Origin of the sequence: Paenarthrobacter sp. NCHU4564 (assembly GCF_052156435.1) — a bacterium.
Classification (GTDB): domain Bacteria; phylum Actinomycetota; class Actinomycetes; order Actinomycetales; family Micrococcaceae; genus Arthrobacter.
In genome coordinates, this window is record NZ_JBQLIS010000018.1 from 62,604 (window position 1) to 89,600 (window position 26,997).

General features: G+C 65.8%; 28 protein-coding genes. 13 read left to right on the forward strand and 15 right to left on the reverse strand.

What is annotated here, in order from left to right; genetic code table 11:
* The first annotated feature begins 135 nt into the window (after positions 1-135).
* Both ACSVIE_RS16565 and ACSVIE_RS16570 read left to right on the forward strand, forming a co-directional pair.
* Positions 136-594, forward strand: a complete 459-nt coding sequence (locus tag ACSVIE_RS16565) for a hypothetical protein (RefSeq protein WP_426005483.1) — start codon at positions 136-138, stop codon at positions 592-594.
* Positions 595-632: 38 nt separating this feature from the next.
* Complete coding sequence (locus tag ACSVIE_RS16570) at positions 633-1,766, forward strand: glutamate--cysteine ligase (protein ID WP_442424553.1); 1,134 nt, start codon at positions 633-635, stop codon at positions 1,764-1,766.
* Positions 1,767-1,841: 75 nt separating this feature from the next.
* Here the strand turns inward: ACSVIE_RS16570 and ACSVIE_RS16575 are convergent, their stop codons facing one another.
* Complete coding sequence (locus ACSVIE_RS16575) at positions 1,842-2,243, reverse strand: VOC family protein (RefSeq protein WP_426005486.1); 402 nt, start codon at positions 2,241-2,243, stop codon at positions 1,842-1,844.
* A 48-nt stretch (positions 2,244-2,291) separates the two neighbouring features.
* Positions 2,292-2,714 carry a helix-turn-helix transcriptional regulator gene (locus ACSVIE_RS16580; protein WP_426005487.1) on the reverse strand — a complete coding sequence of 141 codons (423 nt, stop codon included), beginning with the start codon at positions 2,712-2,714 and terminating at the stop codon, positions 2,292-2,294.
* A gap of 26 nt (positions 2,715-2,740) precedes the next feature.
* Here ACSVIE_RS16580 and ACSVIE_RS16585 point away from each other — a divergent pair, with 26 nt between their 5' ends.
* From ACSVIE_RS16585 to ACSVIE_RS16595, 3 genes are all read left to right on the forward strand, one after another.
* Entirely contained in the window at positions 2,741-3,367 is a 627-nt protein-coding gene (locus ACSVIE_RS16585; protein WP_426005488.1) for an alpha/beta hydrolase, read from the forward strand.
* Positions 3,368-3,772: 405 nt separating this feature from the next.
* Complete coding sequence (locus tag ACSVIE_RS16590) at positions 3,773-4,498, forward strand: HAD family hydrolase (RefSeq protein ID WP_442424554.1); 726 nt, start codon at positions 3,773-3,775, stop codon at positions 4,496-4,498.
* Between the two features lie 30 nt (positions 4,499-4,528).
* Positions 4,529-6,892 carry a glycoside hydrolase family 65 protein gene (locus tag ACSVIE_RS16595; RefSeq protein WP_442424555.1) on the forward strand — a complete coding sequence of 788 codons (2,364 nt, stop codon included), beginning with the start codon at positions 4,529-4,531 and terminating at the stop codon, positions 6,890-6,892.
* Positions 6,893-6,940: 48 nt separating this feature from the next.
* Here the strand turns inward: ACSVIE_RS16595 and ACSVIE_RS16600 are convergent, their stop codons facing one another.
* Both ACSVIE_RS16600 and ACSVIE_RS16605 read right to left on the reverse strand, forming a co-directional pair.
* A complete protein-coding gene (locus ACSVIE_RS16600) occupies positions 6,941-7,129 on the reverse strand; it encodes a YegP family protein (RefSeq protein WP_426005491.1) in 189 nt (62 codons plus the stop codon).
* Positions 7,113-7,535 (reverse strand): hypothetical protein, encoded by a 423-nt coding sequence (locus ACSVIE_RS16605; protein WP_442424556.1) that lies wholly within the window; start codon positions 7,533-7,535, stop codon positions 7,113-7,115. The genes ACSVIE_RS16600 and ACSVIE_RS16605 overlap by 17 nt, the downstream gene beginning before the upstream one ends.
* A gap of 220 nt (positions 7,536-7,755) precedes the next feature.
* On the opposite strand from ACSVIE_RS16605, the gene ACSVIE_RS16610 reads away from it, so the two are divergent.
* Positions 7,756-9,018 carry an NAD(P)/FAD-dependent oxidoreductase gene (locus ACSVIE_RS16610; protein WP_442424557.1) on the forward strand — a complete coding sequence of 421 codons (1,263 nt, stop codon included), beginning with the start codon at positions 7,756-7,758 and terminating at the stop codon, positions 9,016-9,018.
* Positions 9,019-9,022: 4 nt separating this feature from the next.
* Here ACSVIE_RS16610 and ACSVIE_RS16615 read toward each other — a convergent pair whose 3' ends face one another.
* Positions 9,023-9,835, reverse strand: coding sequence for a TspO/MBR family protein (locus ACSVIE_RS16615; protein WP_442424558.1), 813 nt, complete (start codon positions 9,833-9,835; stop codon positions 9,023-9,025).
* 113 nt (positions 9,836-9,948) lie between these two features.
* Between ACSVIE_RS16615 and ACSVIE_RS16620 the strand changes: the two genes are divergently transcribed.
* Positions 9,949-10,470: a MarR family winged helix-turn-helix transcriptional regulator gene (locus ACSVIE_RS16620; RefSeq protein WP_426005496.1), complete on the forward strand. Its 522-nt coding sequence runs from the start codon at positions 9,949-9,951 to the stop codon at positions 10,468-10,470.
* 9 nt (positions 10,471-10,479) lie between these two features.
* Here the strand turns inward: ACSVIE_RS16620 and ACSVIE_RS16625 are convergent, their stop codons facing one another.
* The 6 genes from ACSVIE_RS16625 to idi are packed head-to-tail and all read right to left on the reverse strand — an operon-like array spanning position 10,480 to position 16,393.
* Complete coding sequence (locus ACSVIE_RS16625) at positions 10,480-11,736, reverse strand: prenyltransferase (protein ID WP_442424559.1); 1,257 nt, start codon at positions 11,734-11,736, stop codon at positions 10,480-10,482.
* The gene (locus ACSVIE_RS16630; RefSeq protein WP_426005498.1) at positions 11,733-12,092 is read right to left on the reverse strand and encodes a lycopene cyclase domain-containing protein; all 360 of its coding nucleotides are present in this window, start codon (positions 12,090-12,092) and stop codon (positions 11,733-11,735) included. The genes ACSVIE_RS16625 and ACSVIE_RS16630 overlap by 4 nt, the downstream gene beginning before the upstream one ends.
* Complete coding sequence (gene crtI, locus ACSVIE_RS16635) at positions 12,092-13,768, reverse strand: phytoene desaturase family protein (protein WP_442424560.1); 1,677 nt, start codon at positions 13,766-13,768, stop codon at positions 12,092-12,094. The genes ACSVIE_RS16630 and crtI overlap by 1 nt, the downstream gene beginning before the upstream one ends.
* Positions 13,765-14,670, reverse strand: a complete 906-nt coding sequence (locus ACSVIE_RS16640) for a phytoene/squalene synthase family protein (RefSeq protein WP_442424561.1) — start codon at positions 14,668-14,670, stop codon at positions 13,765-13,767. Before ACSVIE_RS16640 ends, crtI begins: the two co-directional genes overlap by 4 nt.
* Entirely contained in the window at positions 14,667-15,830 is a 1,164-nt protein-coding gene (locus ACSVIE_RS16645; protein WP_426005501.1) for a polyprenyl synthetase family protein, read from the reverse strand. The genes ACSVIE_RS16640 and ACSVIE_RS16645 overlap by 4 nt, the downstream gene beginning before the upstream one ends.
* Positions 15,827-16,393, reverse strand: coding sequence for an isopentenyl-diphosphate Delta-isomerase (gene idi / locus ACSVIE_RS16650; RefSeq protein WP_442424562.1), 567 nt, complete (start codon positions 16,391-16,393; stop codon positions 15,827-15,829). Before idi ends, ACSVIE_RS16645 begins: the two co-directional genes overlap by 4 nt.
* Before the next feature lie 87 nt (positions 16,394-16,480).
* Between idi and ACSVIE_RS16655 the strand changes: the two genes are divergently transcribed.
* Positions 16,481-17,059 carry a MarR family winged helix-turn-helix transcriptional regulator gene (locus tag ACSVIE_RS16655; protein WP_442424563.1) on the forward strand — a complete coding sequence of 193 codons (579 nt, stop codon included), beginning with the start codon at positions 16,481-16,483 and terminating at the stop codon, positions 17,057-17,059.
* Here the strand turns inward: ACSVIE_RS16655 and ACSVIE_RS16660 are convergent.
* Entirely contained in the window at positions 17,053-17,871 is an 819-nt protein-coding gene (locus tag ACSVIE_RS16660) for a CPBP family intramembrane glutamic endopeptidase (RefSeq protein ID WP_442424564.1), read from the reverse strand. The two genes, ACSVIE_RS16655 and ACSVIE_RS16660, sit on opposite strands and share 7 nt — an antisense overlap.
* Before the next feature lie 165 nt (positions 17,872-18,036).
* On the opposite strand from ACSVIE_RS16660, the gene ACSVIE_RS16665 reads away from it, so the two are divergent.
* The gene (locus ACSVIE_RS16665; RefSeq protein WP_442424565.1) at positions 18,037-19,071 is read left to right on the forward strand and encodes an EAL domain-containing protein; all 1,035 of its coding nucleotides are present in this window, start codon (positions 18,037-18,039) and stop codon (positions 19,069-19,071) included.
* A gap of 76 nt (positions 19,072-19,147) precedes the next feature.
* Entirely contained in the window at positions 19,148-19,903 is a 756-nt protein-coding gene (locus ACSVIE_RS16670; protein ID WP_426005506.1) for a ZIP family metal transporter, read from the forward strand.
* Between the two features lie 19 nt (positions 19,904-19,922).
* Here the strand turns inward: ACSVIE_RS16670 and ACSVIE_RS16675 are convergent, their stop codons facing one another.
* Positions 19,923-21,737: a thiamine pyrophosphate-requiring protein gene (locus tag ACSVIE_RS16675; RefSeq protein ID WP_442424566.1), complete on the reverse strand. Its 1,815-nt coding sequence runs from the start codon at positions 21,735-21,737 to the stop codon at positions 19,923-19,925.
* A gap of 19 nt (positions 21,738-21,756) precedes the next feature.
* Positions 21,757-22,638 carry a LysR family transcriptional regulator gene (locus ACSVIE_RS16680; RefSeq protein ID WP_426005508.1) on the reverse strand — a complete coding sequence of 294 codons (882 nt, stop codon included), beginning with the start codon at positions 22,636-22,638 and terminating at the stop codon, positions 21,757-21,759.
* Between the two features lie 68 nt (positions 22,639-22,706).
* On the opposite strand from ACSVIE_RS16680, the gene ACSVIE_RS16685 reads away from it, so the two are divergent.
* Positions 22,707-23,567, forward strand: coding sequence for an EamA family transporter (locus ACSVIE_RS16685; protein WP_442424567.1), 861 nt, complete (start codon positions 22,707-22,709; stop codon positions 23,565-23,567).
* Here the strand turns inward: ACSVIE_RS16685 and ACSVIE_RS16690 are convergent.
* On the reverse strand, positions 23,564-24,565 hold the full coding sequence (locus ACSVIE_RS16690) for a LacI family DNA-binding transcriptional regulator (RefSeq protein ID WP_442424568.1): 1,002 nt from the start codon (positions 24,563-24,565) through the stop codon (positions 23,564-23,566). The genes ACSVIE_RS16685 and ACSVIE_RS16690 overlap by 4 nt on opposite strands.
* A 118-nt stretch (positions 24,566-24,683) precedes the next feature.
* On the opposite strand from ACSVIE_RS16690, the gene ACSVIE_RS16695 reads away from it, so the two are divergent.
* Together ACSVIE_RS16695 and ACSVIE_RS16700 are read left to right on the forward strand one after the other, a co-directional pair.
* Positions 24,684-25,913 carry a Gfo/Idh/MocA family protein gene (locus tag ACSVIE_RS16695; RefSeq protein WP_442424569.1) on the forward strand — a complete coding sequence of 410 codons (1,230 nt, stop codon included), beginning with the start codon at positions 24,684-24,686 and terminating at the stop codon, positions 25,911-25,913.
* A gap of 1 nt (position 25,914) precedes the next feature.
* Complete coding sequence (locus ACSVIE_RS16700; RefSeq protein WP_442424570.1) at positions 25,915-26,910, forward strand: Gfo/Idh/MocA family protein; 996 nt, start codon at positions 25,915-25,917, stop codon at positions 26,908-26,910.
* Positions 26,911-26,997: the final 87 nt, after the last annotated feature.

The window sequence follows — 26,997 nt, forward strand, 5'->3', positions numbered from 1 at the left end:
GGCCGGCGACCCGCGTGCATTCCGCGCCGCTTTCACCAGGAGCAATCTGCTTCTTCCCGACGCTCTCAATGCGCCCCCGCAAGGGAATGTGTCGGAACCACTGCACAGTGGAAATGTGCTTGAAGGAGAATGGCAATGACGCTTGGATCCCCGATTCCCGCCCCGGAACCCGCAACCAGACCCGGGGCACAACCGGCCCCCAGTGACACCCGGCCGTGGTGCACAGTGTGCGGAACCGATTCCTATATTTTTGTTGAAACAGTGGTGGAAGCTGCCCCCAACCAGTCCGAGCTGGTGGAAGTCAGCTACACCTGCAGTGAATGTGACACTTTTTACGCCCACGCAGTCCGCCTGGCAGAGCTCGTCCCCAGCATTCAGGCGGAGTTCCTCGCCACCTCGGCGGCCGGACTGTGGTTCAGCTGCACGCACTGCGGTGAACCCATGACGCTGGGCCGCCCCGCCGAACGCGTGATTGAGGCTCCCCGGACCACTGGCGATCCGGATGGCCCGAGCTTGTTGGAGGTCTATCTCCAGACACAGGTGCTGCACTGCCGTTGCGGCTTCCAGATGGAGGTGCCGCGCCACGTCGGCTGAGTGCCGTCTTTGATCCACATCCACAGGGGAGGGTGGCCATGCGTACGTTCGGCGTCGAAGAAGAGTTGCTCATTGCCGATCCGGTGGACGGAACCCCGCTGGCGCTTGCCACCGGGATGCTGGATGTCGCCGCAGGATCCGGCAAGGGGCCCGATGAGTCCCCGACACTTAAATCCGAGTTCAAGCAGGAACAGATTGAAGTGAACTCGCGGCCCTGCAGCAAGGCATCCGACCTTCGGGAGGAGATCGTGCTGGGCCGGGCCTTGGCCGATTCGGCTGCGCGGGCAGTGGGTGCCAGGGTGGCAGCCCTGGCCACGCCACCGGTCTTCCATGCAACTCCAACCCTGGGCAACCGTCGCTACGCCGCCATGGGGACGGAGTTCGGCCTCATTTCCCGTGAGCAGCTCACGTGTGGCTTCCACGTGCATGTGTCCATCGAGTCCCAGGACGAAGGAGTTGCCGTCCTGGACCGGATACGCCACTGGCTGCCGGTCCTGCTGGCCCTGAGCGCGAATTCTCCCTTCTGGATGGGCGCGGACACAGCCTTTGCCAGCTATCGGACGCAGATCTGGAACAGGTGGCCCACCGCCGGCCCCATGGACGTGTTCGGCTCGGCAGAGGGGTACCGGACAGTGCTCGCGGAGCTGCTGGCCACCGGGGTACCCATGGATGAGGGCATGATCTACTTCGACGCGCGCCTTTCCCGCGGGCAACCCACCGTGGAGCTGCGTATTGCCGATGTCTGCCTGTACGCGGAGGATGCGCTGACCATCGCCGTCATCGCCCGGGCCCTGGTGGAAACCGCGGCGGGGGAATGGCGGCAGGGGGCGCCGCCGTCGAACGCTTTGACCAGCGTGTTGCGCATGTCCAACTGGCGCGCCAGCCGCTTTGGCATGGGCGACCAACTGCTGCATCCGCTGGAGCAGGTGCCCTGCCCCGCAGCCGACGTGGTGGGGGCTCTGCTGCGGCACGTACGGAAGGCGCTGACCGGCACGGGCGACCTGGGAACCGCACGGTCCGGTCTGGCCAGGATCCTCAAACGCGGCACGGGTGAGCGTTTGCAGCGCCAGGCCTACGCTCGCCGCCTACGGCTGGCGGACGTGGTCAGTGCCGCGATCGCCACCACCAACCAGGACGGCCAGCGGTCCGATGTAGGGCTCGCCCGCCGGTAACTGCCCCGCCGTCCAAGGGCGCACGACGGCGGGAAGCCGCCGCGGGTGCCACGGCCGCCTCCCGCTTGGCGTGCTTCAGCCCTGGTTGATGCGGATCAGGTTTCCGGACGGGTCGCGGAAGGCGCAGTCGCGGGGACCCCACGGCTGGTCAATGGGCTCCTGGAGAACTTCCGCGCCGGACGCCCGGAGTTTCTCGAACGTTCCGTCGAGGTCGTCGGTCGCGAAGACGAGCATGGGCATGACGCCCTTGGTGAGGAGTTCCTGGATGGCATCCCCGTCTGCTTGGGATCGCCCGGCGTGCGGCGGGGACAGGACCAGCTCAAGGTCCGGCTGCGCCTCGCTGCCGAGGGTCACCCAACGCTGCCCGTCAGAGCCGACGTCGTTCCTGACATCAAGGCCGAGTGCGTCCCGGTAGAAGGCCAGGGACTCGTCGATGTCGTTGACGGTGATGTGTGCGTATTTCAGTGAGATGTTCATGTCCCACACGCTATTGCAGTGGCCTGGGCGGCGCTTCTCCGATCCTGCTCAACTGGTGGCGGCTGTTTCGGCCTTCTTCCGTTCCGGCCGGGTGTGCTGCTTGGCGATGCAGGTGGGCATGGCCTTGACGGCCTGGTGCTCGCGGGAGCGGTATTCGCTGGGCGTCATTCCCACGATTTCGTTGAAGCGGGAGCTGAAGGAACCCAGGGAGGTACACCCTACTTCCATGCAGGCATCGGTGACGCTGGCTCCGGCGCGGAGCAGGGCCATGGCGCGCTCGATCCGCCGGGTCATGAGGTAGTTGTAGGGGGATTCGCCATACGCCGCTTTGAACTGGCGGGAAAAGTGGGCGGGCGACATGAGTGCGCCGGCGGCCATGGTGGGTACGTCCAGCGGCCGTGCGTACTCGCGGTCGATGAAGTCCCGGGCGCGCCGCAGATGGGCCAGGTTGGCCAGTTCCTGCGGTGTCATGCGGTCAGTCTACTAGGCTCGGGTCCATGGACTCAGTGGTTTGGTCGAAGCCTGAAAACGAGCGCGCAGGCACGCCGTTGCTGGTGATGATGCACGGCTACGGCACCAGTGAGGAGCGCATGGTGGAACTCTTTCCGCACCTGCCCAAGGAGTTCACGTGCGCCGCCCTGCGCGGGCCGATGGTGATCGGGGACCACTACGGCTGGTTCCTGCTGGACTACTTCCTCACCAACGATTTCGCCGATGTCATCACGTCGACCAACCGGGTGTTCGACTGGATCGGCTCGGTCAAGGGCAACCACAGCAGCGTCAGCCTGCTCGGCTATTCACAGGGCATGGCCATGGCCAGCACGCTCCTGCGGCTCCGCCCCCATGCCTTCAAAGCCACGGTGGGCTTGTCCGGGTTTGTGCTGGATAACGACCTCCTGGCCCTGAGCGAGTCCTTTGACACGCCGCCGCCGTTCTTTTGGGGCCGGGACAAGGCTGATCCGGTGATCAACGAGGACGCGATCGCCCACACGGAGGAGTGGCTCAATGCCAACGTGGCGCTGACGGCACGGACCTATCCCGGCATGGGGCACAGGATCGAACCGCCGGAGTTGGTGGACGTGAGCGCCTTCCTGCGCTTCTACGTGCTGAACGCTCCGGATTAGACGGCAAACCGCCGCCGGAAGCAATCTTTTTTTTGCGATTCCCGTCACATACAGATGGCCGGGGATACTCTGTTGAATGACGAATTTGTAAGCGCTTACACTTTTGGCTTGCGGCTCCCCAACGGCCGGCAACAAGAACCGACGGCAGCGATTGGAGGCCGCACTCCATGCAGTGAACACCGTTAGCTGCATGTGCCCGGATGTATCCCGGGGGAATCTTCCGTGGGACAATGGTCGTTGGCATCGATGACGGGCCCCCGGGGCCCGGGCGCAGAGCCGTCCAGTCCACCGCATCACCTGCGTGGCACGGCCCCCGGCAGCAGAACCCCAACACCTGCCCCTGAAAAGCCCATCGAACACCGAATAAAAAGATGCGCCCTGCGGCGCTGAAACGGACTTTTGCATATGACTGACCTCCATACTGCCTGGACCGGCGCTGCTGCGCTCCTGTTCGACCTCGACGGCGTGCTGACGCCCACCGCCGTGGTGCATGAACAGGCGTGGCAGGAACTTTTCGACGGCTACCTCGCCGAAGCAGGCCACCCCGCGGGCTACCGCGAAAGCGATTATTTCGACCACATCGACGGCAAGCCGCGTTTTGACGGGGTCCGGGACTTCCTGGCCTCCCGCGGCATCACCCTGCCGGAAGGCCCCCTGGACGACGCCCCCACCAGCCAAACAGTGCAGGGCCTCGGCAACCGCAAGAATGCGATCTTCAATGCGATCGTGGACACCCGTGGCGTGGACCCGTACCCAGGCTCGGTCAAGTTCATCAATGCAGCGGTGGAGGCGGGACTGAAGGTCGCGGTCGTGTCGTCATCCCGGAACGCTCCCGCTGTGCTGAAGGCCGCCGGACTCGACCACCACTTCGAGGTGGTGGTGGATGGCCAGGTGGCTGCCGCCGTCGGGCTTCCCGGAAAGCCGGACCCGGCAACGTTCACGTATGCCGCGTCGCTGCTGGGTGTTCCCACGGAGGAGTGCATTGTGGTGGAGGACGCCGTGTCCGGTGTCCAGGCCGGCAGTGCAGGCAACTTCCGGGCCGTGATCGGCGTGGACCGGGGAGCGGGCCGCCAAACCCTGCTCGATGCCGGAGCCACGCTGGTGGTGGACGACCTCAGCGACCTTCTCTGATACTACTTTTTCGAAGGACACCAAGAGCCCATGGCACTCATCAGCTCCGATCGGCTGCGCTTCCCGTGTGAACCGTGGAAGCTTGTGGAGAACATCCACGTCCCCGGTGACGAGGGGACGCTGGAGACGCTGTTCACCCTCGGCAACGGCCACCTGGGAATCCGCGGCGCACATTCGACCCGCGGCGACGGCGGACTTCCGGGGACGTTCATCAACGGGTTCCACGAGATTTGGGATATCAAGCACGCTGAGAACGCCTACGGTTTTGCGCGGACGGGCCAGCGGATCGTGTATGTTCCGGACGCCAACAACTTCACCGTGTCGATCGACGGCGAGGCCCTGAGCCTGGCCGAGTCCACGGTGCTCGACTACTACCGCAGCGTGGACTTTTCCACGGGAATCTATGAGGAAAGCACCACGTGGGCCTGCCGCTCCGGCGCCACCGTGACCACGGTGGAGCGCCGGGCAGTCGGGTTCGATTCACGCGGGTGCCTTGGCCTGGAACTGACGGTGAGCGCGGACCGGGATGTCTCTGCGGACATTACCTCGGCCGTGGTCAACCGCCAGGACCAGCCGGTGGAGGACCACTCGGTCCATGACCCGCGCCGCTCTGGCCGCCACGCCGGCCGTGTGCTCCTGCCTTTGCACCTGCAGGGCGCGGACGGGTCGCTGCGCCTGGCATGGGAAACCGCCGAGTCCCGCCAGCGGATTGCCGTAGCCGTGGACCACTGGATTTCCGTGGAGGGCCAGCCGTTCGAAACGGTGGTTGCCGAGGACGAGTCCTCGGTCCGGTACGTCCTGGCCATCAGCGACGCCGAGCCGTTCCGTTTGGAGAAGACGGCAAGTTACGTGGTAGCCGGTGCGGACGACGCCGATGACCGCGGCGAAAGCCTGGCCCTGGAGGCCGAGTCCCGGCTCGTGCAGTTGAGCGAGATCGTCGCCCAGAGCCAAGCTCACTACAACCAGTACTGGACCACCGCGGACGTGGCGATCGGTGGTCAGCCAGAACTCCAGCAGGCCGTGCGGTGGGGCCTCTTCCAGCTGGCGCAGGCAACGGCCCGTGCCGGAGTTGCCGGGATCCCGGCCAAGGGCGTGAGCGGTTCGGGCTACGAAGGCCACTACTTCTGGGACCAGGAGGTCTACCTCCTGCCCTACCTGACGTACACCAACCCCGAGGGCGCCCGGAAAGTCCTCGAGTCCCGGCATGCGATGCTTCCCGATGCCAGGGTGCGCGCCAAGGAGCTCAGCGTTGACGGCGCCCTGTTCCCGTGGCGGACCATCAACGGCCTGGAGGCCAGTGCGTACTACGCAGCAGGCACGGCGCAGTTCCACATCGCCGCAGCCATTGCCTTTGCCGCCAACCGCTACCGGTGGGCCAGCGGCGACGCCGGGTTCACCGCGGAGGTGGGGGCTGAGCTCCTGATCGAGACGGCCCGGATGTGGGCATCCCTGGGGTTCTTCGGCAAGGACGGCATGTTCCACATCCACGGTGTCACCGGACCGGATGAGTACACCGCCGTGGTCAACGACAACCTTTACACCAACGTCATGGCACGGTTTAACCTCCGTGCCGCTGCGGAACTCGACCACCACGGCATCGCCGAAACCGAACGGATGGTGTGGCGGCAGGCTGCCGAGCGCATGTCGCTGCCCTATGATCCGCACCTGCAGGTCTTCAGCCAGGACAACGACTTCATGACGCTGGAGCCGTGGGACTGGAACACGCCCCGTTCAAAGTACCCGCTGCTGCTGAACTTTCACCCGCTGGTCATCTACCGGCACCAGGTGTTGAAGCAGGCCGACACGGTGCTGGCCATGTTCCTGCAGTGGCAGGACTTCACGGCGGAGGAAAAGCAGCGCGCGTTCGACTTCTACGATCCCATCACCACCGGCGACTCCACGCTGTCGGCCTGCGTGCAGGGCATCATGGCCGCCGAAGTCGGGTATGGCGATGTCGCGCTGAAGCACTTCACCGAGGCGCTGTTCATCGACCTGGACAATTCCCACGGCAACACGATCGACGGCGTGCACATCGCCTCCACCGGCGGCATCTGGAGTTCGCTGGTGTGCGGATTCGCGGGCATGCGGGACCAGGGCGAGGTGCTCCGCTTCGACCCCCGCCTGCCGTCCGAATGGGACGGGTTGTCGTTCCGCCTCAAGGTCCAGGGCAGGCTGCTCTCCGTCGAGCTGTCCCAGGGTTCCATCGCACTGGCGCTTGAACCCGCGGGGGGCTACAGCCTGGAGCCGCTGGCCGTGGACGTCCGCGGCGAGCGCGTCACGGTCGGCACGGACACCGTGACGGTGCCGCTGGACGCCGTGCCGGTCCCGCCGCCGTCGGTGTTTCCCAGTACCTTCCCGACGGCGGGACTTCCGATCGTTGGCAAGCCCGCCTAAGGCCATGGCCGGGTGAAACAGCCTCTGTTGCACCCGGCCACACCTTCCTTAGTGCGGTGAGGTGTGGTCCTCGATAAGGCCGCTCGCTGCGATTTCCCGCAGCGAGAAGATGCCCTTGGCGGCCTCTGCCTTGTCCTGGAAGCACATGGACAGCGCCAACTCCTGGCCGTCGGCGTCTACCAGGCGTACGCGGCAATCCCCGCCTGCGGCGTCGACGAGTTCAAAGTGGCCTGCCATGGTGTGGGCTCCTTTCGCCGGCAGCAGCCTGGGCTGCCGGGTTTGCCGGCGTCTTTGCCGGTTTCCGTGCTGGTCCGCTCGCGGGGTGGGCGGCCTTGGCTGCCTCCCGGCGTCGCTCGAGTTCGCCTGTGATCAGGTCCAGGAGGGCCTGGGCGGGTTCTGACAGATGATGTGTTTCCGGCGAGCCAAGTTGGTCGCAATGGACCAGGACGTGGCGGATCCGTTCCAACTCCCGGGTGGGAACCAGCGGCCATCGCCGGAAGAGTTGCCTGACTGCTATGGCCCCCAGCAGGGCATCGGGCTTGGTGGGCAGATCGTGCGGCCTGGTTGCTCCACGTCGAGCAACAGGTGCAGCGAAGGGTGCCACTGTGTGGGAGTACGTCGATTTGAGGGAATTGGGGGCCAATGCGGACCTCCCGGGAAGTAGAGCGAAGGAAGCCGGCTGCGTGACTTTGAAATTAGCTTACAGAATGTGAGTTACGTCATGTCAATCATTACGCGGGGTGCATCTCCAACGTTTTCCCAGTTCAAAGCGTAATAAGTGGGAGTGGGCGTTCGGTTGTTTCCTGTGGGCGGGAAAGCCGGGGGGCCTGTTACACGGAGCGCCCGTGCAGTAAGTTGCTCGCATGGACGACACCTATCAGGTCATCATTGCCGGGGCCGGGTTCGCCGGCGTTGCAGCGGCCAAGAAGCTGGGCCGTCAGGGCGTGCGCGTCCTGCTCATCGACTCCAACAATTACCACCAGTTCCAGCCCCTGCTCTACCAGGTGGCCACGTCCCAAATCGGGGTGTCCGCCATTGCCCGGCCACTGCGCTCCGTTTTTCGGCGCCTTAAGACAGTCAGGGTGGTCACCGCGCAGGTGGAAGCGGTGGACGTCGCCGCGAAATCGGTCACGACCAGCGATGGCGACACTTTCCGGGGAGAGAGCCTGGTCCTCGCCTTGGGCGCCGTACCCAACTTCTTCAACACCCCCGGCGCGGAGGAACACGCCTATCCGCTGTACTCGGTCACTGATGCCACTAAACTTGGAACAGGCCTGACCCGGCTGCTTGATGAGGCGGACAAGAATCCCGAGGCCGACGTTGACGTGGTGGTGGTGGGCGGAGGCCCCACCGGCGTGGAAACTGCCGGGGCGATGGCCGAAAACGTCAAGTACGTGGTGGGCAAGTACTTCTCCAAGGACCTTGCTTCGCGGTGCCGGGTGCACCTGGTGGACATGGTTCCCACCGTCTTGGCCGCGTTTTCTGAAAAGTCGCAGAAATACGCCACCGCGCACCTCACGAAAGTAGGGGTGCAGCTCCACATGGGCGTAGGAGTCACCGATGTCCGTCCGGACGGCGTGACGCTGGCCGACGGCAGCCGCATCCCGGCACAGATCGTGGTGTGGGCAGGCGGACTGAAGGCCGGCGCGGTGGTAGCCAACTCCGGGCTGCCGCTGGGGCGCGGGGGACGCGTGGACGTGCTGCCCGACCTGACCGCCCCCAACGCCTCCGGAGTCTACGTCCTGGGCGACGCCGCCAACATTACCGATTCCAAGGGAACCAAATTGCCGCAGCTGGGGTCAGTGGCCCAGCAAGCCGGCAAATGGGCGGCCGGCAACATCCTGGCCGACCTCACCGGAGGCACCCGCAGGCCCTTTGACTACGTGGACAAGGGGTACATGGCCATGGTGGGGCGCGGTGCAGCCGTGGCGGAAATCGGTCGGCAGCGCATCCAGCTGCAGGGGCCGTTCGCCTTTGTGTCCTGGCTGCTGGTCCACCTGGCGCTTCTCTCCGGGACCCAGCAGAAAGTCAGGGCGTTGTTCTCCTGGCTCAACGGATACCTCCTGCACAGCCCCGCCCAGGTAGTGGTCAGCGGGCCCGTGGACCGGAAGGAACCCAAACCCTAGGGCGTCAGGCCCTCCGGTTGCGGACCGGGGCGGTGGCCAGGGCCACGCGGGTACGGACCAGGATGGCGGCACCGAGAACCACGGCGGCCGCCGCGGCCGAGGCTATCGCGGTAGGGAACGATTCAGGCGCGTCTGCGCTGCGCCCCACGGTGATCCAGAGCAGGCCCCAGGCGATGGCTGCAGCCAGGGCCAGCCGCCCTTGGCCCTTGACTGCCAAGGCAATTCCGACGGCGGCGACCACCACCAGCACGGCAATGGACCATACTTCCGGCCGCCACCCGAAACCGGAGAAACCCGCGGCCTTCAGGGCGGCGGCAATGTTGGCGCACACGGCCACGCTGGTCCAGCCCAGGTAGAGCCCCAGGGTGCCATCCACCACCACGGCTTCCACCGGGGACGACGGGCGGCTCCGGCTGTAGCGGAGGAAGCACCCCGCCAGGACTGCCAACAATCCAACGATCACCAGCACGCTGGCGGCCAGCCATCCCGCCTGGACGGAGAGGATCCAGGCGGCGTTGAGGATCATGGACAAGGCCACCAGCCAGCCAAGTTTCCGCTGCCGTGGGTTGGTCCGCTGCGAAGGAAGCCACTGCCACACGGTGTACGCGGCAAGGCCCGTGTACACCACGGACCAGATGGAGAATGCGGGCGTGGCCGGGGCCAGGAGCGTTGAATCCGCGGCCAGGGCACCGCCTGCGGCTTGAGCTATGGGCGTCCCGCCAAAAACCCCGACCCCGATCATGGAGCCCACGATGCACACCGCCAGGCTCACTGTTACCGTGATCTGCCGGGCGGTGTCCGACATTGTGATTGCCATGAGCCGTGCCTCTTTCCTGGTGGGATTGCCTGCGGTCTATGCGTTTGCCACGATTGGTGACTTACTATCAATTGCTAGGTAAACGAGCTTTAAGCTTCTTTGAAGGATCATGCATGAACGCGGACGCGCACGCGAAGGGCTACTGGTACGGGAAGGACCCGGGCCAAAAGGAGATTGCCGTTGGTGTCCTGAATGCGCTCCGGGATTACCGGACCTCGGAGCAGGCCATGCGCCGCCGCACCCGCTCTTCCATGCTGATGGGCGAAAAGGACCTGCTGGCCCTGCGGTACCTCTTTGAAGCCGAAGCCGATGGCCGGGTGATGAAGCCCAAGGACCTGGGCGAGCGGCTGGGCATAACCTCGGCCTCCATGACCACCTTGATCGATCGGCTGGTGGCGTCCGGCCATCTTCGGAGGGAACCGCATCCCACCGACCGGCGGGCCCTGATCGTGCGGCCGACACCCGCCTCGGATGAAGAAGTGCGCCATACGCTTGGCGCCATGCACCGCCGCATGCTGGACGTCGCAAGCTCGTTGACCCCGGAGGACTCGAAGGTTGTGGTGGACTTCCTGCAACGGATGAGCCAAGCCCTGGACACGGTCGATGAACCCGGCGAAGGGCACCCCGGGCATTAGGCGCGCCGGTCACGGGACCCTATTCCATTGCAGGATGAGGATCAGCGTGACCAGGAAACCTGAACCGTAATTGAGCCAGATGAACCGGCGCCACGCCACATTGGTGCGTGCCGCCGTCGAGTCCGTGACGTTCCACCATGGCGCACAGTTGAGGATGTACGGCAGGGCGATGACGGCCGCCAGCGGCCCGGGCCACGGTGTAGCCAGCATCGCCAGTCCGGCAAGGAGCCACAGTACGACGGCGGTCCGCACCGTGCGGCGGGCCCCGAAGACTGTTGCTATAGAGGCAATGTCCGCATGCCGGTCGGGTTCGATGTCCTGGACCGCACCGAAGGCGTGCGCTGCCATGCCCCACATGAAGAATGCGGCCAGCAGGACCACCAGACCCGGCGTCATGGTGGCTCCCGCCAAGGTCAGGCCCACCACCGCGGGACTGACGAAGTGGGTGCTGGAAGTCATGGAATCCAGCACGGGACGTTCCTTGAAGCGCAGCCCGGCGGCAGAATAGGCCACCACCGCGAAGGCGCTGACGGCCAGGGCCAGCCAGGTTGCGGGTCCGCCCGCGAATCCCAGCACCAGAAGGAACGGAAGGTTGGTCACGGCGGCGAGCCACAGCATGGGCCGGTGCAGCCGGGGCTCAAGGAGCGCCCCCTCAATGCCGCCCTTGCGGGGGTTCTTGAGGTCGGAGGCGTAATCGAAGACGTCGTTGATCCCGTACATGGCCAGGTTGTAGGGAACCAGGAAGTAGAGGGTTCCTGTTACCAGCACCCAGTCAATCTCCCGGGTGGTCAGGAGCATGGCGGCCGCGAAGGGATACGCCGTGTTGATCCAGCTGACCGGACGGGAGGCCAGGAAGGCCTGGGAAATGAGGCCTTTGCGCGGGCTGCCGGAACCGTCTTCAACCGTGGACGTTCCCTGGCGTTTGCGGGTCAGCCAGATCCAGAGCCCGGGGAGGGCCAGGGCCGCCGCCAACGGATAGGCGAAATCCTCCACCGGAGCCAGCCCGATCCTTAACCCCAGGATGTGGCCGGGGTCGTAGTGGAAGAGTTCCATCCCGATCATGATGCTGTCGAACACCGCCGTCAGGACCACCAGGGCTGCGAGGGCCAGGCCGACCGCCTTCCAATGCCGTCCCGCGTTCCCTGCATGCTGCCCGCCGCGCTGTCCATCGGTGGCAAGGCGTCCACCAGTGGCGTTGCGCGTCAACAGTACGCCCGCCGTCGCTGCCGCGGCGATGAAGGCGAGCGCAAGCCACAGGTACGTCATGCGTTCTCCCGTTCCTGCTCACGGCTCCTGGCCGGCCTGGCCTGCCTGGCCGCGAGGAGCCGTGCGGCGCCGGTATAAAGAATCATGGTGCACAGGACCAGGAAGGTGAGGAAGACGGGCTCCTCCAGGGGAAGCTCCGGGGCCAGGAGCACCCCGGTGGCAATCGCCCCTTCACCGCGGAGGAAGATGCCCAGCCCGATCCCGGCAAGGTCCCAGGCCAGCAGGAAAAGGACGCCCACGGCGGTCACGATGGATGCCGCGCGCGCGTCACGCCAGAAGAACAACCTGAAACGGTGGTCCAGCAGCAGCATGCAGCCGATTCCGGCCAGCAGGGAAGCGAGGTAGACGAAGCCCATCAGCCAACTTTCCGTGGCAAGGGTACAGTCCGCCTGGCTTGGGTGGGGCCGGCGCTGTGGTCCCCACGGATCCTCTTCAACACCAGCTCGGCGCTGATGAGGCACATGGGTACGCCCACACCCGGTGCCGTGGTGGCCCCGGCGTAGTAGAGGCCCCGGACTTTCCGGGAGGCATTCTGCGCCCGGAACATCGCGCTTTGGCCCAGGGTGTGCGCCGGACCCAGCATGCCGCCGCGCCAGGAATTGTAGTCGCGGAGGAAGTCACCGGGACCTGTGGTGTGCCGTACTACGATGCGCTCGCGGAGATCGGGGATGTCCGCCCACGCCGCTATCTGGTCGATGGCGGCGTCGGCGGCCTGTTCGATCAGGGGGTCGCCGCTGCCCTCCGGCCCTCCGGAACCGAGGGCGGGGTCGGCCGGGATGGGTACCAGGACGAAGAGGTTCTCGTGGTCCTGCGGTGCGACTCCCGGGTCGGTGGCGCTGGGTTTGCAGACGTAGATCGAGGCGGGATCGGGGATGGCTGGCCGGTCACCGAAGATCGCGGCGAAGTTGGCGTCCCAGTCGCTGGTGAAAAACAGCGAGTGGTGGGGAAGCTGCGGCAGCGTTCCCCGCACACCCAGCATGACCAGCACGGCGCCGGGCCCGCTGGTGCGCCGTTGCCACCAGGGCTGCGGGTAGCTGCGGTCGGTTTTGCCCAGGAGCGCGGTTTCAGTGTGGTGGAGGTCGGCGCCGGAGACCACCAGGTCAGCCACACTGAAGTGTTCTGCACCGTACCCGTCGCGCCATTTGACGCCGGTGACCTCGCGGTCCCGCCGGGGGAGAATACGACGGCGGCCCAGGCCGCCCAAATGTCCCTTGCCGCCTGGCCGGGGTACTTCGCGGGTTTCGATGTGGAATGCCTCGGCCCGGGTGTGTATACGGACGCCGGCGTCAAGGGCCAGGGCTTCCAGCCGCTCCACCAGGTGCCGGAACCCGCCCATGGGGTACTGCACGCCGTCGCCCAGGTCCATGGCGCTCATTAAGTGGTACATGGCCGGGGCATCGGCGGGATTGGTGCCCAGGAACACTGCGGGGTAGCCCAGAACCTGGCGCAGCACGGGATGTTCGAACCGTTGGGCCACGAACCGTTCCAGGGGAGTGGCCAGTAGACGGGCAAGCTCCGGGAGTCCCCTAAGGATTTCGGGGTGAAGCAGCGACTGGAGCCGGGTGAAGGGGTTGTAGAGGAAGAATCGTTCCGCCATGTCCGAGGTATTCCGGGCGGAGGCAAGGTAGTGGGCAAGGCGCCCGGAACTCCCGGGCTCCACCTGCTCGAACATCCGCATGACGTGATCGGTGCCCAAGGGGATGGTCAGCGGTTCCTTCCTGCCGCCGTCGTTCCCTGGTTCGCTGAAGACGCGGTAGGCCGGGCTCAAGGTCCGTAGGTCAAGTTGCTCTTCAGCGCTGGTGCCCAACAGTTGAAAGAAGTGGTCAAAGACGTTGGGCATCAGGTACCAGGACGGTCCCGTGTCGAAGCGGAAGCCCTGCCGGTGCAGCGAGCCCGCCCGGCCGCCCACCTGGTCCAGGCGTTCCAGGAGCTGGACTTCATGGCCTTCGCGCGCAAGAAGTGCGGCGGTGGCAAGCCCAGCGATGCCACCGCCGATCACTACTGTCCGGGTCGCCCGCGCTGCCCGGGTCATCCCCGGGGCTCCAGCCACGTGGCAGCCACGGCCCGGGCGGCGAGCCCGGCCTTGAACACGTCCGGCACGCGGACGCGGGCCTGGTAAAGCTCATCGACGCTGCTGTGCTCGATGCGCCGGGTCAGTGCCGCGAACAGTTCCAAGGCGCTGCGGACGGCCGCCCGGGCGTCGTGGGGCAGGAGCGGGATGACAGCCCTGGCATCGGCCAGTTGGGAACGGATGGTTGTGACCCACTCCATCCGGTCCTCGTCCTCAAGGTGGTCGGCGGTGCCGAGGTAGTTGCGGCCCAGGCGGACAGTGTCGTCGGAGAGGTCGCGGAGGAAGTTGATGTTCTGGAAAGCAGCCCCCAACCGGCTGGCGCCGTACTGCAGGGCCGCGGCATCGCCGTCGTCGATGTTTTGCCCGCGGATGAACACCCGCAGGCACATCAGCCCCACGACCTCCGCGGAGCCGTACACGTAGCCCTGGTGGGCTGCGGCGTCGAATCGGAGCGGCGCTCCGGTGGACGCGGTCCGCCCGCCAAGGTCCGTACGCATGGAGTCGAAGAACGGCGTGGTCAGTGACTGGTCGATTCCGGCTGCCCGGGCTGTCTGGGCGAAGGCGTGGATGATGAGGTCGCTGCTGTAGCCGATGGCCAGGGCGCGGTGGGTTTCGTCAATGAAATGGTCCAGCGCTTCGCTCTGCTGCTCGTGGCTCAGGCCGGCCTCTGCCGTGACACCATCCACCAGTTCGTCGGCCACCCGGACCAGGGCGTAGATGTTGCGGACGTGCTGGCGGTGCCGGGGCCCCAGGAGCCGGCATGCCAGCCCGAATGACGTGGAGTAGGCCGCGATGACCTGGTTGGCGGCACGTTCGGCCGTGCGGGTGAAATGGGAGAACGAGGTGTCAACCATGGTGCTCAAGACTGCCGTCCTTCCAGGTGGCCGGCCAAATCGGCCAGGACGTTGCGTGCGTTCTGCGGGATCACGGTGGTTGCGCTGTTCAGCAGGTCATGGAACGCCTGCATCTGTTGGTCAATGAGGCCCTGCACGAACGCTTCTGCGCCGCAGTCCGAAAGCTGGCGGCGGACATGCTCGCCGTCCTCCAGAGCCAGCTCGGCCCGCCCGAACCATGGCTCGATGCCCGCCCAGACGCTGGTCATCCTGGCGTAGGCGATGATGGCGGTCTGCTTGCCTTCGCGCAGGTCGGAGAAGGGGTCCTTCCCGTGGCGGCTGGGATCCCCGAAGGTGGAGAGGAGATCGTCCTGGAGCTGGAACGCCAGTCCCAGATGCCGGCCCGCGGTTGCCAGCGCAGTTTCCACCGGCTGCTCCGCCCCGGCCAGGGCGGCAGCGGCGCGCAGGGGGAGTTCGAATGTGTAGGTGGCGGTTTTGTAGCCGCACATTCTCAGGATGGTTTCCAGGTCCGGGGAAACCACGCCGTCGCCCAGTCCGACGTCCAACTGCTCGCCGGCAACTGTTTCGTGGATGGTGTGTTCCAGCAAGTCCAGGAGGCGCACTCGGACGGGGTGCGGCAGGTCCGCCCGGGCGAACGCCTGGTGTGTGCCAGCCAGGAGCAAGTCCCCCATGAGGATCCCGCCGGTCTGGGCCCAGTGCAGGGCCGCGTGGCCGTGCTTGGTGATGGAGCGGGCGGGGAGGTGGGCACTGCCGGGGTGGTCCGGGCCGGCGAGTTGATCCGCACCCGGCAGATGATCAACCTCGGCCAGGAGCGAACCGATGAGGTTGGGCTTGCCGCGCCGGACCAGGTCGCCGTCGATCACGTCGTCATGGAGGAGGAAAGCGTAGTGGAGAAGTTCGACGGCGGCCGCGATACTGATGGCGGTTTGGCGCCTGCCGCCGGGGTGCAGGTCCGCTGGCTGCAAGGCATCGTAGGTCTCCATGAGCAGGAGCGGGCGTACGAATTTCCCGCCGAGGACGTTCCGGCCGGCCAGGGTCCAGAGCCTGGTGAATTCGGTGCCATAGTCCGCAGCGGCGCGGGTCCGCGCGGAAATCATGCCGTTGAGTTCATGCTCGATCGCATCGCACAGCCGTGTCCGGCCCCTGACGGCGCTGGAGGTGACGGTCATGCCCCGGCTCCAATCGACAGTCCCTGGAGTTCCTTGATTTCCTTTACCTCCAGCAATTGCGGGTACTGGAGGACCATCCACGGGCTGAAGAGGGAGGGGGTCCGCTCGAGGGACTCGGCCAGGAGGCTTGGGCTGACCCACACGTGGTCTGCGACTTCCAGCGGGTTGGGGTTGACCGGTCCGCTCATGCGCGCGACGTACACCGGGCAGACCTCGTTTTCAACGATTCCGGAGGGGTCGACCGCCCGGTACCTGAAGTCCGGCAGAGCCACCTCCACCTTCTTGGCTTCGACACCGAGTTCGAAGTGCGCCCGCCGAAGAATGGCGTCTTCGAAAGCTTCCCCGGGAGCGGGGTGGCCGCAGAAACTGTTGGTCCAGACACCTGGCCATGTTTTCTTCTCCGGCGAGCGGCGGGTCAGCAGGATCTCGCCGGCGCCGTTGAAGAGGTAGCAGGAAAAAGCGAGGTGGAGGGGAGTCTGGTACGTGTGGACGCCCGCCTTGGGAGCTTGGCCGATCGGAGCCCCGGCGTCATCGAGGAGAACCACCATTTCTTTTGTATTCATCCTGCCGCGCCCTTCTTCCAACACCAATATTGCTAGACAAGCTAGAAAGAAGACTACCATGTAGGAAGATCGGTGTAACATACTTTCATGTCCAACCCGGAAGAAACTGACGCCACCGTTTCTTCTGCGATCTATCACCTGGACGCCAACGACCCCGGCCGTGAACTGGTGGACCGTGCCCGCCTTACGGACGCCGACATCCAGCAGATCAACCAGGTGATGGCTGCCTTGGGACGGCTTCGCGACGCCGAGCAGCGGCTTTCGGAAGCCTCCATGAAGTACATGAAGCTCAACCAGTCGGACATGCGGGCGCTTCATTACCTGATCGTCAGTGCCAACAGCGGAGTCATCGCAACTCCCGGCGCCATAGCCGCCCACCTGCACATTTCCACAGCGTCCACCACCAAGCTGCTGGACCGCCTGGAACGCGCAGGCCATATCGTCCGCGAGGCGCATCCTTCCGACCGGCGTGCGCTTGCCATCTCCATCACGCCCGAGACTCATGAAGCCGCCATGCGGACCGTGGGCCTCAAGCAGGCCAGGCGTTTCCTGGCGGCGGCCCGGCTCTCTCCGTCCGAGCGCGCCACGGTAATCCGGTTCCTGGAAGACATGGCCGACGAACTCGGCGTTGGAAACGACCCCTGGGCGCAAGGGGAGCATCAGTAGAGGAAGATGGGCAGCCACTCCCGGTTGTGGGCGTGGACGAGGGCCAGGAAAAGGACGAAATCGAACAACAGGTGGACGGACACCACATACGTGAAGGACTTGGTCAGCTTGAAGGTGTAGCCCTGCAGCAGCGCAAAGGGAAAGGTCAGCAGCGGCCCCCACGCCTGGTAGCCGATCTCCCACAGAAATGACGAGAAGACCACGGCCTGGAGCAGGTTGGCCAGCCAGTCCGGAAAATGGCGGCGCAGCAGAGTGAACGTGGTGCAGATGAAGAACAGCTCGTCCCAGATGCCTACGGTATTCACGCCAAGGAACAGCCGCCAGAAGATCTCCGGGTCCGAGGCGTCGGGCCAGTTCCGGTAGACGCCGGTCCGGATCAGGTACGCGGGCAGGATGAAGTATCCGAGCGCAATGACTCCGACCAGGTACAGTTTGGCGGCCAGCGGCCACTTGCGCCCGGTATTGACCGGGAAGCGGATGATGTCCTCCCGGTAGGCATAGCGCGATATGACCCACGGAACCAGTACCGCAAAAGTCAGGGCGGTGCCCATGAGCGCCATGTGGCTGATGCTCAAGTCGGCGTGCAACGGCACCAGGCTGATGATCACCAGGCCGGCGGCAATGATCGCCAGATGACGCAGGAGGGTACGGTCCACCACGGCCGCCGTTGCCACGCTTGCGGCCAGCAGGCTGTAGCCCAGGGCATCATTTCCGAAGGCGAAAAGTGGTGGCGCTGACAGGGACAGCAGGGAAGCCGGAAGCAGCTTCCAGCCCAGTGCAGTGCGCGGCGTTCCCGTTGCGGTTGGTGTCACCCTCCCAGCATGTCAGTGCGGGCCGCCGTAGTGCAGTGTTTCCGGCCATACAGGTCCGGGGCGATTCATCTGTAAGATTCGGGACAGGAGATTCGTGACCCGGCGCACATGCCTCGGGTCAGGTCTGGCTCTTGCCAGCGGGGGACACACACAAAGGAATAATCAATGGCTCAAGAAGCGGGCTCTGACGAACTGACCATGCGCGGGCAAGTGGTGGACATTATTGGTGCCATCCTTGCGGACACCGATCCCCGTGGCGAAGAGTCGCGGAACAAACTCCGCCGTCTCGTGGAAGCCCATCCGGGCAATCCCGAGGCCGCCCTCCTGGAGCATCTGATCGAAACGCGCGAGGTAGCCGAGGCTGAGCGCGAGGTGCCGGTGGAACAGGCGTCCGCTAACCTCCACCTGGAGTCCTCCGACAACGCCCAAACCGTGGCTGTTCCCGTGAGCCATGCTGTTCGCGGGGACATCCAGGCCATCCTGAAGGACAAGCTCCTCCTGACGGCATTCCAGCCGGTTCATGCCCTCCCCGGGGGCGAGGTGGTGGGTGTGGAAGCGCTGACCAGGTTCGTGGGTGTGGATGGTGCAGGAGCGGATGTCTGGTTCCGCGAGGCCGAGGAGGCGGGACTCGGCACCGAACTCGAAATTGCCGCACTGCTGTGTGCCCTGACAGCCGCCAAGGACGTTCCCGAGGACATTGCCGTAGCGCTCAACCTCACCCCCGCAACCTCCAGGGATCCCCGGGTACGTAACCTGCTGGCAGCGTCGCCATTGGCACCAGACCGGATCATCATCGAATTGAACGGCAGCCTGGCCGGAGCGGGAGTCCATTCCAGTGACGGCCTGGGACCCCTGCGGCGGCTGGGTCTGCGGATCGCCGTCAGCGCTTCCGGGGCCGGGTACGTGTCCATGGACAGGCTTGAAGAGCTCAATCCGGACATCATCAAGCTGGACCGCCATCTGATCGAAGGCATCGGGTCCAGCGACGGCCAGAAGATCCGTGCCCGCGCTGTGGCGGAGCTTGCGCGTGAACTTGGGGCCTTCGTGGTGGCCGAGGGCGTGGAAACCCCGGAGGAACTGGACGAAGTGACAGCCTTGGACATCACGGCTGCGCAGGGTTACCTCCTGGGTCGGCCGTCAGTGCACCCCCTGGATTGGTCTGCCTGGAGCATCAAGGCGCAGGCTCAGCCGGCCCAATAACGGTGGTTCCCGCGGCCCAGTGGTTGTAAGTGTGCTTACCATACTCTGGTTGATCTGAAACGGGAGGCTGGAAACCATGCCGATGTGGCTGCAGGCGCTGATGTGGGGAACGGTGGCAGGCGGGGCGTTGGTCCTGGGTGCCGCGGTTGCCTGGATCTGGAAAGTGCCGGGCAAAGTCGTCTCCACCATCATGGCCTTTGGCGCAGGGGTGCTGATCTCTGCGCTCGCCTTTGAACTGGTGGACGAGGCAGTGGAAGGCGGTGGGCTGGTGCCCACCGTGGCCGGTTTCCTGGTGGGCGCCCTGATTTTCGTAGGCTCCAACGTGCTGCTGGCCAAGGCGGGGGCCAGGCACCGGAAGCGTTCGGGCGGTCGCCAGCCGTCGGAAAAGGATTCGCCGGGCAGCGGCACGGCGATCGCCGTTGGAGCGTTGATCGACGGCGTCCCGGAGTCCGTGGTGCTGGGTGTCGGGTTGCTGGCATCCGGTACGGTCAGTCCCGCCATGCTGGCCGCAGTCTTCATCTCCAACGTCCCGGAAGGCCTGTCCAGTACAGCAGGGATGAAGAAGGCGGGGCGAAGCCCTGCCTACGTCTTCGGTACCTGGGGCGGAATCGCGGTGTTCAGCGGGCTTGCCTCACTGGTTGGCTACACAGCCCTGGAAAGCGCTCCCGATGCCCTGATCGCGTTCATCACGGCGATTGCCGCCGGCGGGATCCTCGCGATGCTCGCCGACACCATGATTCCCGAGGCCTTTGAAGAGCACCACAACCTCACCGGCCTGACAGCCGCCGTCGGATTCCTCACGGCCTTCACCGTGCACCACGTGGGCGGCTGACCGCCACGGTCAACCTCGGTCAGCTGTGGCTCCGCAGCCGTTCCTCGCCCTCCGCGTACAGATCCAGGAGCTTCCGGGCGTGGGTGCCGTCCGCCCCTTCCTCCGCGAGCGCCGAACGCATGTCGTCCAGCTTCTGCGCTCCTGCAGGGAAGGGCGGAAGGAGGGGAACGTTGGGGTCGGTCAGTACTTCCAGTACGGCGGGCCGGTCGGCAGCAAGGGCCTCCTCCCAGGCCGCGCCGAGCTTCGTTGGGTCATCCACGCGAAGGCCCTTCAGGCCCAGCAGTTCCGCATAGCCGGCGTAGTCGAAGCCGGGGATTACCTGGCTGGCAGGAAAGCGCGGTTCGGCTTCGGTTTCGCGCTGCTCCCACGAGACTTCGGCGAGGTCGCGGTTGTGGAAGACGCACACCACGAACCGCGGATCGGCCCATTCGCGCCAGCGGTGGGCCACGGTGATCAGTTCGGCGACGCCCAGCATCTGCATGCCGCCATCGCCGGCAAGAGCCACCAGCGGCCGGTCCGGGTGGGCGAGTTTGGCGGCCAGTCCGTAGGGGACGGCGCAGCCCATGCTGGCGAGCGTTCCGCTCAGGTGCGCCGGAACTCCCTCGGGGAGGGTCAACTGCCGCGCGTACCAGTAAACGCAACTTCCGACGTCGACCGCCACCTGGGCGTTGTCCGGAAGCCGGCCGTTAAGTTCGCGAACCACCAGTTCCGGGTTGACCGGGCTGGCGGCGATCCCGGCGCGTTCTTCCGACAGGGTCCGCCAGGCGCGGACCTGATGCCCGACGTCGGCACGCCACTGGGCGCGTTGGCTCTCTTTGTCCTGTTGCAGGGCTTCGAGCCGGACCGACAACTGCCGCAGCGTCTCGGCGGCATCACCCACCAAGCCGGTCTCCACCGGGTACCGGTTGGCGATCTTGCGGCCGTCAATGTCGATCTGCACCGCCCTGGCCTGGCCGGGCTTGGGATAAAACTCGGTCCAGGGGTCGTTGGAGCCGACGATCAGCAGGGTGTCGCAGTTTTCCATCAGGTAGGCGCTGGCGGTGGTGCCGAGGTGGCCCATGGTGCCGGCGGCGAAGGGAAGGGTTTCATCCACATACGGTTTGCCGAGGAGGCTGGTGGTGATGCCGGCATTGAGCTTCTCCGCAAGATCCACCACTTCCTTCCGTGCGTTGCGGGCACCCTGGCCGACCAGCAGGGCAATCCGCTCTCCGTGGGACAGGATCCCGGCTGCGGCGTCGAGCTCCTGGTCCCGGGGCATCACGCGGGCCGGATGCCAGACCGGGGCCGTGACCACGATGCCGTGTTCCGGCTCGAGCCCGGGTGCGCCGGCGGTTTGTACGTCGTGCGGGACAATCACTACGCACGGTGTCCGGGTTTCCAGGGCGGTGCGGAAAGCCCGGTCCATCAGCATGGGCACTTGCTCGGGGGAGCTGGCCAACTGGCCGAACTGCGCGGCAACGTCCTTGAAAAGGGTCAGGAGGTCTATCTCCTGCATGTAGGCAGAGCCCAGTACGGTCCGGCTTTGCTGGCCGATGATGGCGACCACCGGCACCCCGTCCATTTTGGCGTCGTAGAGGCCGTTGAGCAGGTGGACCGCGCCGGGACCCTGCGTTGAGGTCACGACGCCCACACCGCCCGTGTACTTGCCATGTCCCACGGCCATGAAGGCAGCGGCTTCCTCGTGCCGGGCCTGGACGAACTCCACTTCACCCTCGGCACGGCGCAAGGCCCCCATGAACCCGTTGATGCCGTCTCCGCTGTATCCGAAGACCCTGTTGACACCCCACGCTGTGAGGCGTTCCACCATGAGATCCGAAACTGTTCGCTGCGACATGAGGCTATGGTAAGCATGCTTATCTATCCGCTGGCGAGTACAAACCCTTCAGCAGTTCGATGATCGCCTCCAACTCCCGGGGCTTGTCTCGTCCGGTCCAGGCCGCATGCACGGGAACGGGCGGCGCGTCGCGGACAGGGCGGTAGGTGACGCCCCGCCGTCGATATTGATGCGCGGTGGAGGCGGCGGTGATGCCTCGTGCCGCACCGCTGCCGATCACCGTGAGCCAATCGTCGGTGTCGTTGATGGGGATCACCTCGGGGGGTCCACCCTGCGGGGGCCATAACTCGAGTGTGGTGCTGCCGGTGCGTTGGTCCATGGCCACAGGCAGCGTCGCGATCTGCGCCAACGTGACTGTCCGCTTGGAGGCAAGGGGATCGTCGGTCGACATGGCGCAGTAGCGCTTCTCCTCACCTATCAGGACATGCTCGACGGCGGCGCCTGGTGGCAGGCGCCGAAGGATCGCCATGTCGGTGGTTCCGTCGGTCAGCCCGCCGCTGGGTGTGTTGGACCGGACCAGCTGCAGTTCGGTGTCCGGAAAGCGCCCCTTCCACAGTCTCTGGAACTCCGTGGTGTGCTCGCCCAGGGCCGACCAGGCGTAGCCGATCCGGATCTTCCCGGTGCCGGCGCGGGCGTCCCGTTCAAGGTCCGCCAACAGGCCGAGGATCCGGCGCGCGGTCGCTGTGGCCCGCTCGCCGGCTGCCGTGAGGCCCGCACTCCTGGTGGTCCGTCGCACCAGCTGTGTCCCCAGTGCCAGCTCAAGTGCTGCGATGTTCCGGGAGACTGCTGCCTGGGACATCCTCAGTTCAATCGCAGCGTCGGTGAACGTGCCTTCATCCACCACCGCCAGCAGGCACCGCAGTTGCCGCAGTTCCACATCCATGCGGCCCATCCTATTCATGCATGCAGCGTATAAATAGGGTGGCTTATGCATTTAGCGGATGGGCCTTCCGCGCGCAGACTCTCCCCATGACCGAAACGACTCCATCAGCAGCTGCGGGCAAGGCCGGCGGAGCAGCCACGCTGGTGGCCAGTGCCCTCTCCAACCAGCTCGGAGCCGCGACGGCTTCGCTGGCGTTTCCGGTCATCGGGCCGGTGGGGGTGGTGGCTGTCCGCCAACTCGTGGCTGCGGCCGTGCTCTTGCCCTTGGTCCGGCCACGCCTGCGGGATCTGGCCTGGCGGCAATGGTGGCCGGTCCTCCTGCTGGCTGTTTCCTTCGGCACCATGAACCTCGGGCTGTACGCGTCAGTCCAGCGGATCGGCCTGGGCCTGGCCGTCACGCTGGAATTCCTGGGGCCGCTCGCAGTGGCATTGGCCAGTTCGCGGCACAAGACCAGCGCCCTCTGTGCGGTGGCTGCTGCGGCGGGTGTCGTGGCCATCACCAATCCGGAAGCATCCACGGACTTCGTGGGCATCGGCTTCGGACTGGTGGCTGCGTGCAGTTGGGCGGCCTACATCCTCCTCAACCGCGTGGTGGGCCAAAGAACCCTAGGCATCCAAGGCACAGCTGCCGCCACGGGAGTATCCGCGACGCTCTTCCTGCCTGTCGCCGTCGTGATTTTCCTGAGCCAGCCCGTGGATGGATTTACGGTTCTGTGTGCGGTGGCCGCCGGGATCCTGGCTTCCGTGCTGCCGTACGTGGCGGACCTGGTCGCGCTGCGCAGGGTACCCGCCAGCCTGTTCGGCATCCTGATGAGCATCAACCCCGTGTTCGCGGCAATCATCGGAGCGCTCGCGCTGCGCCAGGAGCTGGCGCCCGTCCAGTGGGTGGGCATTGGGCTGATTGTGGCAGCGAACGCGGGGGTGTTGCTGCTCAGGCGCTCGCGTTAGGCCGGTGCATCGCCGGATGAGCCCCGCACCTGCAACTGCGACGGAACCTGGTGCAGTCGCGCCGGCAGGTCCGGCGTGCCGAGGCGTTCCAGGATGAACTTTCCTGCTTCGACGCCCACGGCGAGGTTTCCGTTGTCCACCGAGGTCAGGGAGAGGTGCCGGATCTTGGCCAGGTAAGTGTTGTCGTAGCCCACCAGGGAAAGGTCTTCGGGAACGGAGAGGCCAAGATCGTCGGCGGCGGAGAGGGCGCCGATGCAGGCGATGTCGTTGTAGGCGAAGATGGCGGTGGGACGTTCCGTTCCCGCCAGCAAGCGGCTTGCGGCGGCGTAGGCACTTTCCTCGGTGACTCCGCCGGTCAGCACCACCGGCTTGCATCCGGCATCCACCATGGTCCGCTCAAAGGACAACCGGCGCAGCCTGCCCACTTCGCCCGGCCCTTGGAGGTGCGCGATGTGCCGGTGCCCCAGCGCGAGGAGGTGTTCGGTCGCTTGCCGCGCGCCGGCGTCGTCATCATTGACCACAATGTCGACGCCGTCCAGCATCGGTTCGCGGGTCCCGGCCAGGACCACCGGGATGCTTTGCGCCGCCTTTTCGATGGCCGCCGACTCCGTAGTGGTTCCCACCACCACCAGGCCATCGATCCGTTGTTCAAGGAGGGTCTCCACAGAGCTGCGGCCCACCCGGTTGTCCGTGTACGAGTCGGCCAGGACGGGCGAAATCCCGGCCGCGTGCAGCGATGCGGTGAGACCCTCGAGGAGTTCCACAAACCAGGGGTTGCGGATGTCGTTGAGCATCACGCCGATGGTCCCGCTGCGGGGCCCGGACAACCGCTGGGCCAGGCGGTTGGGCCTGTATCCGAGCTGGTCCATGGCTTCCAGGACAGCACGACGGCGGCCCTCGCTGACGTTGGCGGATCCCTGGAGGACCAGGGACACCAGGGATTTGGAGACGCCTGCGGCGCTCGCGACATCGCGGATGGTGGGTTTCGCGGCCGGCATGCAGTGTCTCCTCTCGTCCAGCGCTCCGCAACCAAGCTTAGGGGCTTGACGCTGGAGGTCCGTCACAGCCATTATGGACCGGTCCAAGTAAATTCCAAAGAGTCAAAGAGGATCTCTCATGAGTGCACCGAACACGCGGCAGCTGGTGGCCGGAATGGTAGGAGGAGGGCCCGGCGCGGACATCGGCAAGACGCATCGTTACGCCATGCGCCTGGACGGCCACTACGATCTCCGGGCCGGTATTTTTGGCCGGGACCCTGGTAGCTCCCGGGAGATTGCCGCCGGGCTGGGCATTCCGGAAGACCGGAACTACGCTGACATCCGCGACATGGCCGGTTCCGAGGCCGCCCGTGAAGATGGTCTTGACCTGGTGGTAGTGGCCACGCCCAATGACAGCCACTTCACGATCGCCCGGACTTTCCTGGAAAAGGGCATCTCCGTGGTGTGCGAAAAGCCGCTCACCCAGGACTCCGCCACCGCCGCCGAACTCGTGCGCATCGCCGGGGAAAACAACGCCATCCTGGCCGTTCCGCACTGCTACTCGGCTTACGCGATGGTCCGCCAGGCTGCCCGCATGGTCCGCAACGGGGAGCTGGGCTCGATCCGGTTTGTCGACGTCGAGCATGCCTCCGGCTGGGCGGCGACAGCCCTCGAAGAGCTGGACCACAAGCAGGCCAAGTGGCGCACGGATCCGGACGTCGCCGGTTTCCCGAGCGTCGTCGGGGACCTTGGCACCCATGCCTTCCACCTGCTCCGCTACATCACGGGCCTCGAAGCCGAGCGCCTGTCCGGCCGGCTGCAGACCTTCGTGCCCAACCGTCGCGTCTTCGACAACGCCACCGTTGAACTCGAACTCACCGGCAACGTCCCCGCCCGCGTCTGGGCCAGCATGGCGGCGACCGGGCACAACCACGGCCTCCGCATCCGCGTCTACGGCGAGAAGGGCAGCCTCGAATGGCAGCACGAGGATCCGCACCACCTCAAGGTCCAGGACCTCGCCGGTGCCACCACCATCCTCACGCACGGCCTCAGCACACTGCACGACGACGCGTCCCGGCTCACCCGCGTGGGCCTCGGCCACCCGGAGGGCTTCCTTGAAGCCTTCGCGAATTTCTACTCCGACCTCGCCGAAGTGCTGCGTGCCCGCCGCGACTCTACGGCCCTGCCCGGGCGTGAACTGACCTTCCCCACCGGGATCGACGGCCTGATCGGTGTGCAGTTCGTCGAGGCCGTCGCTGCCTCGCACCACGATGATTCCGCGTGGAAAGTCCCCGCATTCGCCCTGGAGCAATCCGCCCCGGAGCAATCTGCCCCGGAGCAATCCGCCCTGAAGAAAGCAGTAGCCTGACATGCAACGTTTCGCCCTTGTGGGAGCCGGCTTCATTGGTTCCGTCCACGCCGCCAACCTTGCCGCCCACCCCGGCGTTGACTTCCGTTTGGTGTACGACGTCGACCGGCAGCGCGCGGAGTCGCTCGCCGTCGCGCATGGCGCCTCGGCAGCCACATCGCTCGAGGAAGTCTTTGACCCTGAGGCGATTGACGCCGTCTTCATCGCATCGTCCACCGATACGCACGCCGAACACCTGCGCCGCGCCGCCGCCGTCGGAATCGCCGCTTTGTGCGAGAAGCCCATTGACCTGGACCTGGACCGGGCCCGCGAGACCGCCGCTTTCGCGCAGGAGAGCGGCATCCCGGTGATGGTGGACTTCAACCGCCGCTTCGACCGGGACTACGCCGAACTCAAGCGCGTGGTGGACTCCGGCGGGATCGGAACCGTTGAGCTTATCCAGCTCACCTCGCGTGGCCCGTCCATGCCGCCGTTGTCCTACGTGGCCACCTCCGGCGGCCAGCTGCGCGACCAGACCGTCCACTTCTTCGACCTCGCGCGTTGGTTGTCCGGCCTGGATCCGGTGGAGGTTTTCGCCACGGGTTCGGCTTTGGCGGAACCGGCCATCACGCAGTACGACGACGTCGACACTTCCGCGGTCACGTTGCGGCTCCCCGGAGGGGCGTTGGTCCAGATCGATTCCGTGCGCCGCACCGGCTACGGGTACGACGAGCGGATCGAGGTCATGGGCTCTGAGGGAATGGTGGAAGCCCGACGCCACCGGAACGGCGCCGTATCCCGGTACTCGGGTGGTGCTGTGGTGGAGGACGGGCTGCACCCGGGATGGTTCGAACGTGTGCAGCCAACGTACGCGGCGGCACTGGCAGCATTCGTGTCCTCGCTGGAAGGCAGCCCGGGGTCCATTCCCGCGCTGGAGGACGGTTTGAAAGCCCAGGCCATCGCCGAAGCCGCCGTGCTCTCCCTGCGCTCCGGACGCATGGAACCCATCAAGTACTAACCCAAGTAGGGGGCCATTGTGGGGGGGTTTTTCGGGCCCAAACCCCCCCCAATCCGCCCCCCTTGGGCGGGGGGGGGGTGGGGGAGG

Coding starts and splice junctions, on each gene's coding strand:
- ACSVIE_RS16565 (WP_426005483.1), top strand. CDS start 136: ATGACGCTTGGATCCCCGATTCCCGCCCCGGAACCCGCAACCAGACCC.
- ACSVIE_RS16570 (WP_442424553.1), top strand. CDS start 633: ATGCGTACGTTCGGCGTCGAAGAAGAGTTGCTCATTGCCGATCCGGTG.
- ACSVIE_RS16575 (WP_426005486.1), bottom strand. CDS start 2,243: ATGAACATCTCACTGAAATACGCACACATCACCGTCAACGACATCGAC.
- ACSVIE_RS16580 (WP_426005487.1), bottom strand. CDS start 2,714: ATGACACCGCAGGAACTGGCCAACCTGGCCCATCTGCGGCGCGCCCGG.
- ACSVIE_RS16585 (WP_426005488.1), top strand. CDS start 2,741: ATGGACTCAGTGGTTTGGTCGAAGCCTGAAAACGAGCGCGCAGGCACG.
- ACSVIE_RS16590 (WP_442424554.1), top strand. CDS start 3,773: ATGACTGACCTCCATACTGCCTGGACCGGCGCTGCTGCGCTCCTGTTC.
- ACSVIE_RS16595 (WP_442424555.1), top strand. CDS start 4,529: ATGGCACTCATCAGCTCCGATCGGCTGCGCTTCCCGTGTGAACCGTGG.
- ACSVIE_RS16600 (WP_426005491.1), bottom strand. CDS start 7,129: ATGGCAGGCCACTTTGAACTCGTCGACGCCGCAGGCGGGGATTGCCGC.
- ACSVIE_RS16610 (WP_442424557.1), top strand. CDS start 7,756: ATGGACGACACCTATCAGGTCATCATTGCCGGGGCCGGGTTCGCCGGC.
- ACSVIE_RS16615 (WP_442424558.1), bottom strand. CDS start 9,835: ATGGCAATCACAATGTCGGACACCGCCCGGCAGATCACGGTAACAGTG.
- ACSVIE_RS16620 (WP_426005496.1), top strand. CDS start 9,949: ATGAACGCGGACGCGCACGCGAAGGGCTACTGGTACGGGAAGGACCCG.
- ACSVIE_RS16625 (WP_442424559.1), bottom strand. CDS start 11,736: ATGACGTACCTGTGGCTTGCGCTCGCCTTCATCGCCGCGGCAGCGACG.
- ACSVIE_RS16630 (WP_426005498.1), bottom strand. CDS start 12,092: ATGGGCTTCGTCTACCTCGCTTCCCTGCTGGCCGGAATCGGCTGCATG.
- crtI (WP_442424560.1), bottom strand. CDS start 13,768: ATGACCCGGGCAGCGCGGGCGACCCGGACAGTAGTGATCGGCGGTGGC.
- ACSVIE_RS16645 (WP_426005501.1), bottom strand. CDS start 15,830: ATGACCGTCACCTCCAGCGCCGTCAGGGGCCGGACACGGCTGTGCGAT.
- idi (WP_442424562.1), bottom strand. CDS start 16,393: ATGAATACAAAAGAAATGGTGGTTCTCCTCGATGACGCCGGGGCTCCG.
- ACSVIE_RS16655 (WP_442424563.1), top strand. CDS start 16,481: ATGTCCAACCCGGAAGAAACTGACGCCACCGTTTCTTCTGCGATCTAT.
- ACSVIE_RS16665 (WP_442424565.1), top strand. CDS start 18,037: ATGGCTCAAGAAGCGGGCTCTGACGAACTGACCATGCGCGGGCAAGTG.
- ACSVIE_RS16670 (WP_426005506.1), top strand. CDS start 19,148: ATGCCGATGTGGCTGCAGGCGCTGATGTGGGGAACGGTGGCAGGCGGG.
- ACSVIE_RS16675 (WP_442424566.1), bottom strand. CDS start 21,737: ATGTCGCAGCGAACAGTTTCGGATCTCATGGTGGAACGCCTCACAGCG.
- ACSVIE_RS16680 (WP_426005508.1), bottom strand. CDS start 22,638: ATGAATAGGATGGGCCGCATGGATGTGGAACTGCGGCAACTGCGGTGC.
- ACSVIE_RS16685 (WP_442424567.1), top strand. CDS start 22,707: ATGACCGAAACGACTCCATCAGCAGCTGCGGGCAAGGCCGGCGGAGCA.
- ACSVIE_RS16690 (WP_442424568.1), bottom strand. CDS start 24,565: ATGCCGGCCGCGAAACCCACCATCCGCGATGTCGCGAGCGCCGCAGGC.
- ACSVIE_RS16695 (WP_442424569.1), top strand. CDS start 24,684: ATGAGTGCACCGAACACGCGGCAGCTGGTGGCCGGAATGGTAGGAGGA.
- ACSVIE_RS16700 (WP_442424570.1), top strand. CDS start 25,915: ATGCAACGTTTCGCCCTTGTGGGAGCCGGCTTCATTGGTTCCGTCCAC.